We start from the raw sequence: 16,837 nt of genomic DNA on the forward strand, positions 1-16,837 counted from the left end.
CGCCAAGCCCGCAGGGCTGGTGTCGCTGACGGAGGGGCGCCCCTCCGGCGCTGCGCGCCACCTCCCCGCTTCGCAGGGAGGAGAAAAAGCTACGCCTTAAGCTGATATCCCTCGCCGCGCACGGTGTGCAGCATCGGGCGGTCGAAATCCTTGTCCAGCTTGGAGCGCAAGCGCGAGATATGCACGTCGATGACATTGGTCTGCGGGTCGAAATGATAGGCCCAGACCTTTTCCAGCAGCATGGTGCGGGTGACGCTCTGGCCGACATGGCGCATCAGGAATTCCAGCAACTGGAACTCGCGCGGCTGCAAATCAATCACCTTGGTCTGGCGTTTCACCACGCGGGAGATCAGGTTCATCTCCAGATCGCCGACACGCAGGATGGTCTCCACCGTGTCCTTGTCCTTGCGGCGGCCCAGCGCCTCGACGCGCGCCACCAGTTCGGTCAGGGCATAGGGCTTGACGAGATAGTCATCCGCGCCGGCGCGCAGGCCCGACACGCGGTCTTCCAGTTCGCCGAGGGCCGAGAGGAACAGCACCGGCACATCAACGCCATCGGCGCGCAGGGTTTGCAGCATGGTCACCCCGTCCATCACCGGCATCATACGATCGAGAATGATGACATCGGGCACTTCCGCCTTGATGGCGTCCAGCCCCTGCGCACCATCGCCGGCCAGCCGCGCCTCGATACCGGCCTCCTTCAGGCCCTTCTGCATGTTTTGCGCGGCTTCAACATCATCTTCGACAATCAGGACGTTCATTATCGGCTCTCGCTTATTCAGATACGAAAAAGGGTCATAACATGCGTTACGACCCTTTTCCTCTTAAAAATTGGCAATTAAGCCCAAAGCCCTCCCCCTCTTGGAGGGGGAGGTGGCGCGTAGCGCCGGAGGGGGTAAATCCCGACAGTTGTTACCCCTCCGTCGCGGCCTGGCCGCGACACCTCCCCTGCAACAGGGGAGGATCTTTTGTCACTTCTTCGCGGCATCGTCCTTGAGCGACAGCGGCAGGGCGATATTGCGGCCTTCGCGGCGGACCAGAAGCAGGATGCTCGGGCGGTTCTGCTTCTTCAGGTCAGCCACAATGCCGCTGAACTGCGCCTGAGTGGTCACCGGCTGGTTATTGGCCAGAACGATGACGTCGCCCGGCTTGAGACCCTTCTGGTCGCCATCGGAATTGGCGGCCACATCGGTGATCACCAGGCCGTTGCTGGTATCGTCCAGACCGAACGCCTTGCGGACATCCGGGGTGATCGCCTTGACCGACAGGCCGATAACCGGCGCCGACCCGCTGGCCGAACCGCTGGACGAGCTGTCGTCACCACCGCTCTGGCCGTTTAGGCCCTTCAACAGGTCTTCTTCCGAAGGCCGCAGGGCTGCCGTCAGGGTCAGGTTGATCATCTTGCCGTTGCGCAGCACGCCGAGCGTCACCTTTTCGCCGACCTTAACATCGGCAATGCGGCGGGTCAGTTCGGTCGGGCTCTTGACCGGATTACCATCCACCGACTTGACGATATCGCCCAGTTGCACGCCGGCCTTATCCGCCGGACCGCCACGGGTGGTTTCAGCGATATAGGCGCCGGTGACATCGGTGATGCCGAGCGCCTCGGCATTTTCCTGCGTCACGGACTGGATGGTGACGCCGATATAGCCGCGCTCGATCTTGACGCCCTTCATCAACTGGCTGGTGATCTTGGCCGCCACATCCGACGGAATAGCGAAGCCGACGCCGGCATTGGCGCCCGAAGGCGTGACGATGGCGGTATTGACGCCGATCACCTTGCCGTAAAGATCAAAGGTCGGGCCGCCGGAGTTACCTCTGTTGATGGCGGCATCGATCTGGAGATAGTCGGTATAGTCCGGACCGGAGGAATTGTCGCGCAGGTCGCGGCCATAGGCCGAAACGATGCCGGCCGTAGCGGTGTTCGAGAAGTTGAATGGATTGCCGACGGCGATCACCCAGTCACCGACGCGCGGCTGCTTTTCCAGTTCCCAGCGCACGAACGGGAAGTTCGTGCCCTCGACCTTGAGCACGGCCAGGTCGGTGCCGACATCGCGGCCGACCACGGTGGCCTTCAGTTCCTTGTCATTGGTCAGCTTGACGGTGATTTCGTCGGCGCCGTCGATGACGTGGTTATTGGTGACGACATAGCCATCAGCCGAAATGAAGAAGCCGGAGCCTGCACCGCGGACTTCCTGTTCCTTCTGGCCGGAGCCGTCATCCTGGCCGGGGAAGCTGAAGCCCGGAAGCGACGGGATGCCGGTGTCGATCTTCATCTTGCCCTTGGTCTCGATCGAAACCACGGCCGGCGAGACGCGCTCGATCAGGTCGGCAAAGGACATGGGGGCGCCGGCGGGCGGCTTGACCGGGGTCAGGTCGGCGGTCTTGATCAGTTGCGCGCCGTCATAGCCCGCGCCGATGCCGTGCGCGCCGAAACCGGTGATGGCCGCGCCGGCAACGCCCGCGCCCAGGACCAGACCGGCGACCGCGCCACCCACTGCCGAACGATTTTTCAGCAGCGCCTTGAAATTCCAATTCCCCATAATCCTACCTTTATCCGTACGAATAAGCCGCGTTTAGTCAGATATCTGAGCGTTAAGCGGGGCGATTACAACCACAAACCGTCGATGACTCACGAAGAATCCCGGTTTCGGCCTTATGTAATCAAAGCGGTGAGGCAAAATCGTGACATCAATCGTGTTTCTTCAAGATATCACGAAGCTTTTTCTCTTCGTCGGCACTCAGGGCATAATCACCTGATTTTTCAGGCTTTCGCCGTGAGGCCCACAGGATTGCGCCGCCGATTATAGCAATGAGCGGCGGCAGCAGCCACAGCAGCAGGTTGCCCATCGAGAACCTTGGCCGAAAAAGAACATAATCGCCATAATGGGCGAAAAGCTCCTTGCGGATCTGCGCATTGGTCTTGCCGGCGGCGATATCGGCGCGGATTTCGCGGCGCATGTCGCCGGCGATCTGGGCGTCCGAATCGGCGATGCTCTCGCTCTGGCACTGCACGCAGCGCACCTCGGTAAAAAGCTGCCTCCCCCGCGCTTCGTCTTGCGGCGTGGCCGAGAAGGCGTGGAGGGGAAAGATAAGCAAAAACCATATCATACCTCCCCACCTTCGGTGAGGAGGGGGACCGTCCGGCGTAGCCTTTAGGCGAAGACGGATGGTGGTGGGGTTTCTTGCTTCCCTTTTTTTCATGTTTTCACCGCCAGCTTCCGCCCCTTCCGCACGATCCCCAGCCTTAAGCGCCGATCACACAGCGACAACACGCCGCCCAGCGCCATCAGCAGCGGCCCGAAGAAGATCAGCCGCACCCACGGATTATAGAAGAACCGCACCTGCCACGACATTACCCCGTCAACGCCGGTCTGCGGCTCCGCCATCACCACATAAAGATCATCGAGCGGCGTGAAGCACAAAGCCACCTTGCTCTGCACCTGGTTCGACGCCGGATAGAACCGCCGCTGCGGCTTCGGCTGACAGATGATCCGGCCTAGCCCGTCCTTCACTTCAAATACACCGCCCTGCGCATCATAGTTGGCGCCGGGTGTCTGATAGAGCGACTGGAACCGCAGCTCATACTGCCCCAGCTTGACGCTATCCCCCAAACTCATGCCCTGCATGACGCTTAAGCGTTGATGGCCTTCCACCACCGCGCCGAGCACAAACACACCGAGGCCGATATGGGCAAAAATCATCCCCCATGTCGCCAGCGGCACGCCCGACAGACGGCGCAACGCCTTAACCGCCGCATTCAGCCGGAAATTAAGCGCCTGCATCAGGGTGCGCGCCGTGCCGAAGATGAGCCAGAAGCCGACAATCAGACCGATCAGATATTCCGCCTCACTGAGAAAGGTCGGTCCCTTATAAAACAGCGAACCGACCGCCGCCGCCAGCACGGCCACGGCGAAAGCCGCCGCCAGGCGTTGCACAACGCCTTTCAGGTCGGCGCGCTTCCACGACATCAGGGTCGAGACCGGCACCAGCAGCAGGGCTACGATCATAATCGGCCCGAAGACCGCCAGATAATAGGGCGCCCCCACCGACATGGTCTTGTCGAAAAGGGCCTGCATCAGGATCGGGTAAAGTGTCCCCAGAAAGACCGAGCACAGGGCCGCCGAGATCAGCAGATTATTGAGCACCAGGGTGGTTTCGCGGCTGACCGCGGCGAACAGGCCGCCAGGGGCAAGCGAAGGCGCGCGCAGGGCAAACAAGGCAAAACCGCCGCCGGCGGTCAGCAGCAGGATCGCCGCCAGCAATATGCCGCGCTGCGGATCGACGGCAAAGGAATGGACGCTCGTCAACAGCCCGGAGCGCACCAGGAAAGCCCCCATCATCGAGAAGGTAAAGGCCAGCAGGCCCAGGAACACCGTCCAGGCTTTCAGGGAATCGCGCTTTTCCATGACGATGGCCGAATGCAGCAGGGCGGTCGCTGCCAGCCACGGCATGAAGGAGGCGTTCTCCACCGGGTCCCAGGCCCACCAGCCGCCCCAGCCCAGTTCATAATAGGCCCAAAAGGCGCCGAGCGTAATGCCGATGGTCAGGAAGCTCCACGCCAGCAAAGCCCACGGCCGCACCCACCGCGCCCAGGCGCGATCCAGCCGGCCTTCGATCAGAGCGGCCACGGCAAACGAAAACACCACCGACATACCGACATAGCCTAAGTAAAGCATCGGCGGATGGAAGGCGAGCGCCGGGTCTTGCAGCGCCGGATTAAGCGACTGTCCCTGTAGAGGGGCCTCAGCCAGCCGCGCCAGCGGATTGGATGAAAACAGCGTAAAACCGACAAAGGCCGCGCCGAGCAGGCCCTGCACGCCCAAAGCTTTCAGCCGCAGACCTTCCGGCAGGCCCTGTCCACGCAAGGTGATCATGGCGCCATAGACCAGCAGTATGGTGCACCACAGCAGCATCGAGCCTTCGTGCGAACCCCAGGCGCCGGAGATCTTGTAGAGCAGCGGCTTGTCGGTATGCGAGTGCTCGGCGACGTTCACTACCGAAAAATCAGAGCGGATAAAGGCGAAGATCAGGACGGCAAAAGCGATGAAAATACTGACCGCCCCAGCCAGCGAAATCCCTTCGGCATAGCGGGCGATCCCGCGTCCCTTGCCGGCAATGACCACCCCCGCCTGCGTCAGTGACAGGCAGAATGCGAGGACCAAGCAATAGGTGCCGATTTCGTTGATATGGGTCATGCAGCCACCGCGGGCAGGAAATATTCTTGTACCTCCCCGGCTATGCCGGGGAGGGGGACCACGCCAGCTTGCTGGCGTGGTGGTGGGGCATCTTGCTTCCTAAAACCAAGATAAACATCTCGGGTAAGGCTTAAAAAGTAAGAAACCCCACCACCACGAGCCTGAAGAAGGCTCGCGGTCCCCCTCCCCAACAAGTTGGGGAGGTACAAGGTATGACTGCCACTCATTGAAACGGCCTCTGGACCGGCTTCGGCTTGTCCATGCCCGCACCGGGACGCCATTCGCCCTGCTTTTCCAGTTCCTTCTGCACGTTCTTCGGAATGTACTTCTCGTCGTGCTTGGCCAGAACCTGCACAGCCTTCAACGCGGTCACCCCCGTTACTTCCCCTTCGCAGACCACGCCCTGCCCCTCCCGGAACAGGTCCGGCAGTTCGCCCTTATAGACTACGGAGATTTCCTTCAGCTTGTCCTGCACGGTAAAGCGCGTCACGCCGTCCGGCGTCTTCACCACACTGCCCGGCTTGACCAGTCCGCCCAGCCGCACTGTCTTGCCGACCGGCACCTTCGCTTCAATCCACTGTGCCGGTGTATAGAAATAGACCACCGTCCCTTTCAGCGCATACAGGCTCAGGGCGACAGCGGCGATAAATACCGGTGCAGCAATGAGAAAAATCGTCAGCCGGCGGCGGGCTTTGACGGACTTCGGCCAAAAGCTCATTTCGCCTCTCCTTCCGAACCGACGCGCGTCTGCGCCTTCGTGAGGATATCGGCGATCACTTCCGGCCGGTTGGCATAGTGCGCCTGCATGGCCGCCCGTGCCCTGTCGTGCGCCGCCGTATCACCGAGCACATCATAGGAACGCAGCAGCCGCGCCCAGCCATCGGCATTTTCCGGATCGGCCTTAAGCTGCGCCTCAAGCCCTGATACCATGCCGGAAATACGCGCATTCATCGCCTTGGCCGCCGCTTCCGCCTGGCCAATGCTGTTCAGCGCTTCCAGCACCTGCGGCCGGCTGACATCATCCGGCGCCATGGTCTTCAGCGCCGCTTCATAGTGCCCGCGCGCCGCCTCGTACCTTCCCTCCGCCAGAGCCTGTTGTCCAAGGTAATAATGCGCCCGCGCATCATTCGGATCACGTTGCAGCGCCTTTTCAAACGCCTGCACCGCCTCCGGTCCGCTGGTGCCGCCGCCGACAAAGGTCAGGGCCTCACCCAGTTCCGACCAGGCGACAAATGTACCAGGCGAGAGGGCCCGCGCCTTTTCATAATCTTGCGCCCCGGCGTAATTATTGCCCGCCAGCATGTCGATCCGGCCGAGGAACAGCCAGTAGGTCACGTCATTGGCGTGCCCGGCCTGCCCCTGCCGCAATACCGCCGCCATGGCCAGCGGCGGCAATACGTCCGGATTGGTCTGGGCCAGCCGCGTCCAGGTTTGCAGGCGCTGTTTATACGGCTGATCCGGCTGATCGGGATGACCGATCATCAGGTAAACCGCCAGGCTCAGGATCGCGGTCACACCGAGCGCCACATAACCGTAAAGCGGTTTTACCGGCGCAACCGCGGCCTGCGTTTCGCTGGCTTTCAAAAGGGCCCGCGCCGCCTGCGCCCGTTCTTCCTGCGCCTGAATGTCGTCGATCTCGCCCCGCGCCTGCCGGCGCTCCAGATCGGCGACAAATCCGGTATATAGCGCCTTTTCCTGCGTCAGTCCGGACGCCACGCCACGTCTCCGCTGCCATGCCCACACCAGCGCCATCAGCGCGGCGCAGATCAGCAGGCAGGTCAGGATGAGCAGGAGCATGTGGCCTCAATAGCCGATTTCAGGCCAAAAGAAAGCCTATACAGGCTCAAGCCACGGATTTCGAGGGGTTCATCAGGTCCGATGACGCGACACGGCGTCGCGCCAGTTGCCCCTTTTCCTCGCCGCACAGGGCTTCCATCAGGTCGGCGATCCGCTCGAAGCCGGCCAGCAACTGTTCGGCGTCAAACGGTTCATCGCCATTCGCAAGGGCCAGCAGTTCGGTGAAATAGGCATCCAGCGTCAGCTCGCAGGCTTCGGCCGTCTTGGCCTGGAGGGCGGCGAACCCGCCAGCCATGGCGATCGGCCGCACCTTGCGGATAAACGTCAAAACGCCGTGGGCACGGGCCATAACCTCCTCCGCGGGCACGCGCGCATAATCCGGCACCTCCTTCTTCACCCGGCCATAGACGCGTTCGGTGCGCATCGGCATGACGCCTTCCAGCGCCTTTTCCGCGCTCTTGAGCTGGTGCTCGACTAGGCCGGCTATGGTCTTTTGCGCTTCGGTGACCCGCTTGCCCCAGGGTCCGCCGCGTGTCAGCTCGACATAGTGCCCGAACGCCTGAATCTGGCTGAGGCAGTGCGCCACCCGTTCGCCGGCAGCACCGGGATCATCGCAAACCTGTCCCTTGCCGCCCATGAAAGCCTTGATAGCGGCCAGGTCCGCTTCGATCCGGTCGAGGATGCGTATGCCGAAATCCGCCAGTTCCGACTCCGCCAGGAATCGGTCGTTCGGCCGGTCGGAAACAATGGCCACGAACTTGATGATCTGGGCGCCGTCCTCCAGATTGGCGAAGATGATCTCCAGAAAGCGCGTACCGCCGTTGATATCGAGATCGCTGGCGTCACCGAACAGAACCCGCAGGGCCGCCGCCTTGTCGGCATCGATCCGCCCCATGAAATCGTTGAGGCGGGCCAGCACCTGCCGCGCCAGCCGGTGCAGGTCGAGATAGTGCCCGAACTCCGCCACCGCCGCGCGCTCGGTGTCGCCGGCGTCAGGGCGCAAAATCGTCTCCGGCGTATCATGGCAGATATGGGCCGCCGCCGTCACCAACCGGAAAAAGACCACCGGCGTCGGGTCTTCCGCGCGCAGGGTGCGAAAGATCACTTGCGCCTCGGCGCACAGATCGGGCTCGCTTGTGCCCAGCGCCGACCACAGGGCATTGACGATCCACGGTTCGAACCTGACCCCGGCCAGTCCATCGGCGCGCGGGCGGAACAGCGGCATGAACGGTGCGAAAACCGCCTCGCGGACCTGGCGAAATTCCATCTCGGCCGCGATGAGTTCGCGGACCTCGACCATCTTCGCCTCATTGGTCAGGCCCAGCGCCATTTCCAGCGAACGCAGGGAGGTCTGAGGCAGGGTGCGAACCAGGCCTTTGAGCATATTCATGCGCTTTTCGGCTATCAAGCCTGCCAAACCGGAAATCCTTACGCCACAACGCTTTAGGGAAAACGCATCATAGTAACGATCCGGTTAATTTTGTCTGACGGGTAACTGCCTACTCGGACAGGTTTGCCGGCAGCTTTGCAACCACTTTCAAGCCGCCCCACGGGGAACGCTCGAAATGCAGCCCTCCGCCGTAGGCGCGCACCAGTTCATCGACAATCGACAGCCCCAGGCCGGAGCCCGGCACGCTCTCATCCAGCCGCGCCCCGCGTTTCAGCACCTCATCGAACCGCGCCTCATCCAGCCCCGGACCGTCATCCTCTATGGCCAGTTTCATGGTCTGGTCGGCTGTGGTAAATTCCGCTGTGATGCGTACCTTGCGTTTGCACCAGATGCAGGCATTTTCCAGCAGATTGCCGGCAATTTCCTGCAGGTCCTGTTTCTCGCCGCGGAAGGCCAGGTCTTCCGGCGCGCGCCAGTCGATGATCACGCCCTTGTCCTGGAAAACCTGCTCCAGCATCACCGCCAGTTCATCCAGAACCGGCTCCACCGGCGTGCGCTCACCCATGGCCTGGGACCGCGCCGCCGCCCGCGCCCGCCGCAGATGGTGATCGACCTGAGCCCGCATGGTCTCGGCCTGCTTGCGCATGGTTTCCGGCAGAGGCCCTTCGGCCTCGCCCGCCGTCGCCATCAGCACGGAGAGCGGCGTCTTCAGCGCATGGGCCAGATTACCGACGTGCATCCGCTGGCGCTCCACCACCTCCTGAGAATAGTCGAGAAAGGCATTGAGTTGGGTCGCCACCGGGGTGATTTCCGCCGGATAGGTCTTGACCAGGCGCTGCTGCTTGCCACTCTGCACATCGGCAATTTCGCCGGTCAGGTCGAACAGCGGCCGCAAGCCCACCCGCACCTGGATGAAGATGGCCACCAGCGAACCAAGCGCCAGGATGAACAGGGCCGCTGCTGTGATAAGGGCGAAACGGCGCACATCCTTGTCCATCGGGGCGCGATCTTCGGCCGACAGGAAGACAAAGGCGCGATCATCGATCATCGAATAGATGGCCGCCACGCGCAACGGCGCCTTGTTTGGCCCCAGGCTGTCATAGAAAACAGGCTCGCCCGAACGGCTTTTCGCCGCCGCCAGGCTCTCCGCCGGCACGACGATGCGCTCGCTCCACAGGGAGCGCGACCGCGCCTGATCGATCATCTTGCCTTGGGCGTTGATTTCGCTGACCTGCCAGTAAAGCCCGGAATAGACGCGGTTGGTGCGGGTGTCGAAAAAGACCGGCGTGGTAATGTGGCCGTCGCTGGCGATATCGGTATCGGCATAGAGGTTATCGGCGATCTGGCCGACATTGAGCTGGAAGCGCTGAAGTGCTGCCTGATGAAAATAGGCGGTCAGTGCAATGCCGGTAATGACCAGAGAAAAGATGAACCACACCGAGGCCAGCCGGATCAGCCGCCCGACCAGCGAATTTTTACGCGTCAGCCGGCGCCAGAGTTTGCCAGCAGCGCGAAGGATTGGGGCGGTTGTGTCATCACTCACAGATCGCTGATCTCGTCATGCAGGGGCTTGAGCCGATAGCCCAGACCCCGCACAGTCTCGATCCGGTCGGTGCCGATCTTCTTGCGCAGACGGCCCATGAAAACCTCGATCGTATTGGAATCGCGGTCGAAATCCTGATCATAGAGGTGCTCGACCAGTTCGGTGCGCGAAATCACTCTGGACTGGTGCAGCATAAGATAATGCAGCAGGCGATATTCCAGAGAGGTCAGGCGCAGGGGCTCACCATTGACCGAGGCCCGCGCCGCCCGCGGATCGAGCCGCACGCCGCCGCAGACGAGCATGGGCTGGGCATGTCCGGCGGCGCGCCTGACCAACGCACGGAGGCGGGCCAGCAGTTCCTCGGTATGGAAGGGCTTGGTCAGGTAATCATCGGCGCCGGCGTCGAAGCCCGCCACCTTGTCATTCCAGGCGCCGCGCGCGGTCAGGATCAGCACCGGCGTGGCCTTGCCGGCCCGCCGCCACTTTTCCAGCACCGAAACGCCGTCAATCTTGGGCAGGCCAAGATCGAGGATCACCGCGTCATAGGGTTCGGTATCGCCAAGGAAATGCGCTTCCTCGCCATCCGGCGCGTGATCGACCACATAGCCGGCATCACTCAGCGACGCCTTCAACTGGCGCGACAGATCGGGATCATCTTCGGCTAACAGGATTCTCAACTAGCGCTCTCCAATAATACGGCCGGAATCGGCATCGACGAGCAGGTCGACGCGTCCCTGATCGGTCGCCACACGCACCCAGAAGATGGAGCCGCCCTGAGGGCCGGCATCAAGCACCCGCCCACGACGTCCGGCTACCGCCATGGCGCGGTTGATACGATCGTCACGGTTCTGGAACTGCCTGGCATTGCCGCGGTCGAAATTCTGTGCATTTACCGGCCGATCCCTCGACGGACGGTCATCGCCTTGCCGGTCGTCTCCGCGATTGCCGCGACGATCGTCATTTCCGCGCTGGCGGTTGCTGCCGCTGTTGTCGCGGTCCTTTTTATTGCCCGCCAGCAGCATCACGGCTTCATCCAGACCGCCGCGCAGAGCCAGGGGCTCCGCCGCCGCGACCGAAGGCAAGGTCACAGGCGCGGCGATCAGCACAAGACTAAGAAGGGGCCAAATCTGTTTCATGACGCCATTTATAGAGGTCTACACCTGAACCTTATCTGAACAGACGCGTCAGGGAAGTAAATAATTGGAAAAAATACAATCTGACCGATTATGCTCTTACCGCCCTATTTGCGCCGGGTGGTGATGGTCGGCGTGTAGTCTGCCTTGTCACGCCAGCGTTCGAGCAAGCTGGTGAACTCCGCCTTCAGGTCAGCCGGCATCCCGTCCAGTCCCTTGTCGGGCATGGCCAGGACGACATGGGCGAACAAGTCGCCGCGCGTACCGGCCTTGGCATCGAGCGCGCCACGCCCCTTCAGACGCAGGATAGCCCCGGAATTGGACCCTTTTGCCAGGTTGACGCTGACCGGGCCATCCGGCGTCGGGGCCTGCACCTTGCCGCCCAAAAGGGCATCCGGCAGGGAGACGAACAGGTCCATATGCAGGTCATTGCCATCCATGCGAAAGACCGGATGCGGCTTGAGGTGCAGTTCGACCAGGGCATCGCCGTGCGCGCCGCGTCCCGTGGGCGAAGGCGAGCCCTGCCCCTTCAGGCGCAGGGTCTGGCCATCGCGCGAGCCCTTGGGAATATTGACATCGACCGTGCGACCATCCGAAAGCAGCACGCGGCGCGTATTGCCGACAATGGCATCCAGCAGGTCGATATCGAGCCTGATCTTGATATCGCTGCCCTTGGCCGGCGCCTGTTCGCGCTGGCCACCAAAGCCGCCGAAGCCACCGCCAAACGGGCTGCCGCCCCGGCCGCCGCCCCCGAACATGCTCATGATATCATCCATGTCCATGCCCTCGAACTGCGTGCTGCGTCCGCCACCCGCGCCAAAGGGCGAACCGCCGGCACGACCGCCCCCGCCGAAGCCACGGAAAATCTCGCGGCCATCGGCATCGATCTCGCCGGCGTCGAACTTCTTGCGCTTGTCGGTGTCTTTCAGGAAATCATAGGCCGCCGTCACGCGCTTGAAGCGCTCTTCGGCCACCTTGTTGTCGCGGTTGGTATCCGGATGCAGTTCCTTGGCCAGCTTGCGGAACGCCTTCTGAATCTCGGCATCGCTGGCCCCTTTTTTCAGGCCCAATTCAGAATAGGGATCATTTGCCACTGTAAAACATACCTCCGCGATAGAGGTGTGTCCTAGACCTTATCGTTTCAAGAGGCAAGCACAGCCCCCTTCTTATACCTCCGGGGGACCGTCCGGCGAAGCCTTTAGGCGAAGACGGAGGGTGGTGGGGCGTCTTGTTTTCTTTTTCAAGTGAAAAGGTGGTCTAATCTGTCGCCGACCCGGCAATAATTGTCAGTTTTTGTAAATCAGGAATGTAGATGCTGAACAGAAATATGCCCCACCATTCCTTCCCCGCCGTGAAATAATCTGACACCTTGTCCAGTGATGGATTGGTCCAGTCGAAAATAGTCGCGGCGTGCGCTTTTGGCAGAATAGCTTCACGAATATCGTCAAACCTGCTTTGGATTTCAACAGGTGTGCCAGCCAAGCCATAAGGGGGATTGAGATAAGCATAGGCAAATTGCCCGCCAGCGCCCACTTCCACACCCGGACCACCGCTCGATGCTACCTGAAGGTTCTCAAGCGACACCAGCTTGGGATTGCTGAGGTTCTGACCGCCAACCGTCGTGACGCTGCCAAGCTTAATCAGGCCGCCGTCTGCCGGATCATACCAGTCGCCAAAAAACTGGCCCAATGATATTTGGCGCCCCTTCAGCTTTGCAAATGCGCTTTCGTTGAGACTGCCCGTGTTGGCAAGTCCGTCATGGATCGCCGCCATGGAATCGCTCTCCCCATCTTGCGCGCCATCATATACGATGAACTGCAAGACGCCGCCCATTTGGTAATATGGTTTGAAGACCTCCATGGCTTCATCGTCAGCCACGCGTAAACTGGGGGACCGGGTCGTATTTCCGGCGCATGAACTATCAGGCAAGAATTGAGCACTCGCTATAGACGCCACTGCTTTAAGTAATAATCGTCTGTCCAAAGCCTTGCCCCAATCTCATGACGTCAACAATACGCCGTCACAGCATTTCAGGCAATGAATACCGGCACGCCTACACCAACCCCATACTCAATAACGACCCGTACCCCCAGACCTGCGATTTCTGCGCAATCTCGACCCGCGCATCCGCCCCGAAACCGGATGGAAAATCCGCCGCCCGCTCGGCATACAGCCATTCCGGCGTGCTCACCTCAACCTCGCGCACCAGGTCATCGCCATCCCACACCTGCACACGATAAAGCTCATAGTCCTCGCACAGGGGCGGCTCGGCTTCCCAGCTATCGCCGCCATAGCGCGGTGACCGCAGCCAGCTTACTGTGTCCGTCGACATCCGGCCGAAGACCGGCGCGCGCGGCCGCAGGGCCAAACCCGTCCAGGTCACGGTCACATCCAGGGCGCCCATCGCTGCACCGCCAGAACCCGTCCGGCCCGTCCGCCACAGCCGCGACAGGCCAAGTTCCTCCAGCGCCATCTCCGCCCGCACAAAGCCCGGCGGCAGGCGCACCACCTCCGCCCCCGCGCCCATTCCGGCCAGCAGGGCCTGCTCGGTGCCCCACTGCCCACGGATCAGCCCGCTCAGGCGATACTGATCGACGCCCAAAACCGTCGCAGTCAGATACTGGACGATCTCCCATTCGCCATTATCCGCCTGAACGCACAGACAGTTCTCCCCGGCCAGCACCTCTTCCAGGCTGCGGCTCACGGGCGCCGTCCCTTCAAGATAGATATCCAGCACCGCCCCCTCATGCAGGTAATGCGCCCGCTGCACCGGCAAGGCCGCCAGCACCCGACCGACCGATGCCGCCTCAACCACCCGTCCGCGCAACCGCAATGAAGCCGCACTCGTCCCGGCATAGACATCCGCCCCCGCCCACGGATCGGCGGAGGGTACCAGCACTGGCCGCGCATTCGCCTCATCCGTGCCGAAGCATGGCAGTTCCAGCAGCCGGAAGCCGGTCATGATCGACCCCGCCACCACCGCGCTGACCGATCCCGCCGCCGACGGATCGGCACTGACAGAGCGGCGCGTCTCCGGCGCTGGTTCAAGCGTGACGGTTGGGGTCTCGCCCTGGTCGACATGGCTCAGGCGATAGTTCGCACTACCAAAAGCCACGCCATCGCCGGTTTCCAGTTCCAGCAGGCGCAACGGATCGACATCGAGCGTCAGGCTCTGATTGACACTCTGTACTGCCCGCAGGCTATATCCCGCATAATCCATGGCCTGCGCCGCACTCAAGACCAGCGGTAAGTCGACCGAGGCTTGCGACGCCCCCGCCTCATCGCCGCGCACCGTTACCGCCAATAACTGGTAATCACGATCAACATCGTAACAGCGCAGGGTCAGGCTGGCCGGCGGCACCACCAGATCACGGCGCGCCATCACCGGATTCTGGTCATTATAGGCTAGGTCGCCGGCCAGCAGCGCGGTACCTACCCCATGCGCCGAGCCGATCAGCTTCAGGCCCTCCCCGCGTTCTGCCACGCTCAGTCCCAGATAACTCAGCACCGGCGACAGGGCATCAGCCGCCGTCATCGGCTGTTCGATGACATAGCCGTCGATCGCACCCGTCACCTCGTCGAGATCAAGTGCCGTCACCCCTGCCTGGGCGGCGATATCTGCGATCAGATTTCGCGCCTCCCCCACGCCCACTCGCCCATTCAGCCAGTGACCGGTACGCCAGTTGGCCGTATCGCCCCACACATCATCGCGTTGCGGAAAATACGGATAGGGCCTTGCGTCCCAACACCACACCGCCATACCTTCCAGCATCGGCCCGCCATAGACCGTGCTGACCGGATTATGCGCCGCATAATGCTGCATATAGGCGCCAAGATACGCCCGCTGCGCCCGATCATCACGCGCGCCGCTTGAGAACGGCGGCACGGCGCTTTCCGAGCTTTTCGGATCGAGAAACAGGTTTGGCGCGTTCGGCCCCTTGTCGATGGCGCCGCAGCCGATCTCAATAAAACGGATCGGCTTGGATTGCGGCACCCACGCGGTTGCCGATGCCGACCTGACGCCATTCGGCCGGTCATAATGGGCATTCGACCACCACGAAACGATGTCCTTCGGTCGGTAGATCCACGGTTCGCCATAGGCGCCATCGCTGATCGTCGAACGCATCTGAGCCACCCGATCGGCCTCGCTCGCATAATACCAGTCGAAGCCCTCGCCAGCGGTGATCCGGCCTCGCAGATAGGCGTCATCATAGATCGAGGTCGCCAGGGCGCGATCGAGATGATCGCCGCCATCGCGCCAGTCGGTCAGGGGCGCATACCAGTCGATGCCGACAAAATCTATATTGGTATCGGCCCACAGCGGATCGAGATGGAAGCTGACATGCCCCGTACCATCGGCCGGCTGATGGCCGCAATATTCCGACCAGTCGGCACCGTAGCCGATCTGCGTCTCCGGCAGAATGGCGCGCACCTCCGCCGCCAGGACACGCAAGGCGCTGACCATCGGATAGGTGTTTGTGGCGCTTCGTAAGGTTGTCAGCCCGCGCAGTTCGGAGCCGAGCACAATGCCGTCCACCCCGCCTGCCGCAGCCCCCAGACTGGCGCAATGTTTCACAAAACGCCGGAAGCCCCACGCGCCGTCCATAAAGGCGCCGACCACCGTGGCTGCTCCTGCCGTCATATCCGCAGCCGAGGTGATCCGCCCGCGCCACGGATAACCAGCGCAATCCATCAGGATAAACGGGATCAAATTTACGCTATAGCCGCGCGCCTTCAGTTCACGGATGGCATCGATCACCACCGCATCCGAAGGCGTGCCGCCATAGGCCGGGCGGCCCTCGATCTGCGACACCACATAGGCATCCTCACGCGCCACGCCATCGACTGACCATACCAGCGGCGTCGTTATCTTGTCTGATACCTCGACACCCGGCCGGATGGTGCAGGTGGCCGCATCTAGGCCGGTGCCAAACCAGCTCACCACCAGATTGACGGTTGTCACATTGGGCAATTGCGCCTGCAACTGATCGAGCGACACGATGAAATCCGTGCGCCCGTCACCCGTATGCTGGGTTTCGTAACTGGCGCGCGTCATGCCGCTCAAAACGGCGTTGGGTTCTGTCGCATAGATAAATTCCCCCGCACCGGGGATCAGGCACACGCCCTCGATCAGGGTTTCCAGATCGGCGTATTCGCCCTTCGGACGCCGGAAAACCTCGACCGAAAGATTGGGCGGGCGATTGCCGAACTGGGTGATATCGAGATCCTCGAATACCAGATAGGCCAGGCCGCGATAGGCCGGCGCCGTACCTTCCACCGCCTCGATCAACGCATCCGGTGTTTGCGTTTCCTCGCCGCGATAGAGCCGATACGCGATCACCGACTGATCGAGCAATTGCCCGTCCGCCCAGATACGGCCGATGCCATCGATCGGCCCTGCGCAAAGCCCGACCGCAAACGACAGCGAATAGCTGAAACTCTCCGTCTTGCCAGACGTCTTGCTGGCGCGGGTGGTCGAACGGTTCTCTTTCAGCCGCGCCGCCCATATGATGGTGCCCGCTACCCGCGCTCGGCCATAGACCTGTTTGACCGGATCACCCTGCGCGCTCCCGGTCAGTTGCAGACCTGTCAGCCGCGCCCCGACCTGCCGCGCCGGCGCCAGGGAATTGATCGCCGTCCGGTCGATCGCCGAACCGATCTGCGCCCCGATCCATCCCCCCACCGGCCCGCCCAGGGCCTGCCCCACCGCACTCAAAACCACCTGCGCCAAATCAAAATCCTTTCCTTATGCTCCTCCCCTGCGAAGCGGGGGAGG

At 61.9% G+C, this 16,837-nt stretch carries 13 protein-coding genes; all 13 read right to left on the reverse strand.

Annotated features, from left to right (window positions below):
* Positions 1-89: 89 nt before the first annotated feature.
* On the reverse strand, positions 90-761 hold the full coding sequence (locus BLO49_RS07235; protein ID WP_090646418.1) for a response regulator transcription factor: 672 nt from the start codon (positions 759-761) through the stop codon (positions 90-92).
* A gap of 210 nt (positions 762-971) precedes the next feature.
* The gene (locus BLO49_RS07240; RefSeq protein WP_090646420.1) at positions 972-2,543 is read right to left on the reverse strand and encodes a Do family serine endopeptidase; all 1,572 of its coding nucleotides are present in this window, start codon (positions 2,541-2,543) and stop codon (positions 972-974) included.
* 148 nt (positions 2,544-2,691) lie between these two features.
* Positions 2,692-3,099 carry a cytochrome c-type biogenesis protein gene (locus tag BLO49_RS07245; protein WP_245678927.1) on the reverse strand — a complete coding sequence of 136 codons (408 nt, stop codon included), beginning with the start codon at positions 3,097-3,099 and terminating at the stop codon, positions 2,692-2,694.
* Positions 3,100-3,200: 101 nt separating this feature from the next.
* On the reverse strand, positions 3,201-5,198 hold the full coding sequence (locus BLO49_RS07250) for a heme lyase CcmF/NrfE family subunit (RefSeq protein ID WP_090646426.1): 1,998 nt from the start codon (positions 5,196-5,198) through the stop codon (positions 3,201-3,203).
* Between the two features lie 223 nt (positions 5,199-5,421).
* Positions 5,422-5,916, reverse strand: coding sequence for a cytochrome c maturation protein CcmE (ccmE, locus tag BLO49_RS07255; protein ID WP_090646429.1), 495 nt, complete (start codon positions 5,914-5,916; stop codon positions 5,422-5,424).
* On the reverse strand, positions 5,913-6,995 hold the full coding sequence (gene ccmI / locus BLO49_RS07260; RefSeq protein WP_090646432.1) for a c-type cytochrome biogenesis protein CcmI: 1,083 nt from the start codon (positions 6,993-6,995) through the stop codon (positions 5,913-5,915). Before ccmI ends, ccmE begins: the two co-directional genes overlap by 4 nt.
* A 46-nt stretch (positions 6,996-7,041) precedes the next feature.
* Complete coding sequence (locus tag BLO49_RS07265; protein ID WP_245678928.1) at positions 7,042-8,385, reverse strand: hypothetical protein; 1,344 nt, start codon at positions 8,383-8,385, stop codon at positions 7,042-7,044.
* Positions 8,386-8,494: 109 nt separating this feature from the next.
* The gene (locus BLO49_RS07270) at positions 8,495-9,928 is read right to left on the reverse strand and encodes a sensor histidine kinase (RefSeq protein WP_090646433.1); all 1,434 of its coding nucleotides are present in this window, start codon (positions 9,926-9,928) and stop codon (positions 8,495-8,497) included.
* Positions 9,925-10,605: a response regulator transcription factor gene (locus tag BLO49_RS07275; RefSeq protein WP_090646434.1), complete on the reverse strand. Its 681-nt coding sequence runs from the start codon at positions 10,603-10,605 to the stop codon at positions 9,925-9,927. Before BLO49_RS07275 ends, BLO49_RS07270 begins: the two co-directional genes overlap by 4 nt.
* A complete protein-coding gene (locus BLO49_RS07280; RefSeq protein ID WP_090646452.1) occupies positions 10,606-11,064 on the reverse strand; it encodes a hypothetical protein in 459 nt (152 codons plus the stop codon).
* A gap of 104 nt (positions 11,065-11,168) precedes the next feature.
* Positions 11,169-12,155 carry a DnaJ C-terminal domain-containing protein gene (locus BLO49_RS07285; protein ID WP_090646454.1) on the reverse strand — a complete coding sequence of 329 codons (987 nt, stop codon included), beginning with the start codon at positions 12,153-12,155 and terminating at the stop codon, positions 11,169-11,171.
* Between the two features lie 163 nt (positions 12,156-12,318).
* Positions 12,319-12,939, reverse strand: a complete 621-nt coding sequence (locus BLO49_RS07290) for a hypothetical protein (protein WP_090646455.1) — start codon at positions 12,937-12,939, stop codon at positions 12,319-12,321.
* Positions 12,940-13,114: 175 nt separating this feature from the next.
* Positions 13,115-16,783 carry a baseplate multidomain protein megatron gene (locus BLO49_RS07295; RefSeq protein ID WP_245678957.1) on the reverse strand — a complete coding sequence of 1,223 codons (3,669 nt, stop codon included), beginning with the start codon at positions 16,781-16,783 and terminating at the stop codon, positions 13,115-13,117.
* Positions 16,784-16,837 lie beyond the last annotated feature (54 nt).

It is taken from the genome of Asticcacaulis taihuensis (assembly GCF_900100255.1).
Classification (GTDB): Bacteria; Pseudomonadota; Alphaproteobacteria; order Caulobacterales; family Caulobacteraceae; genus Asticcacaulis; species Asticcacaulis taihuensis.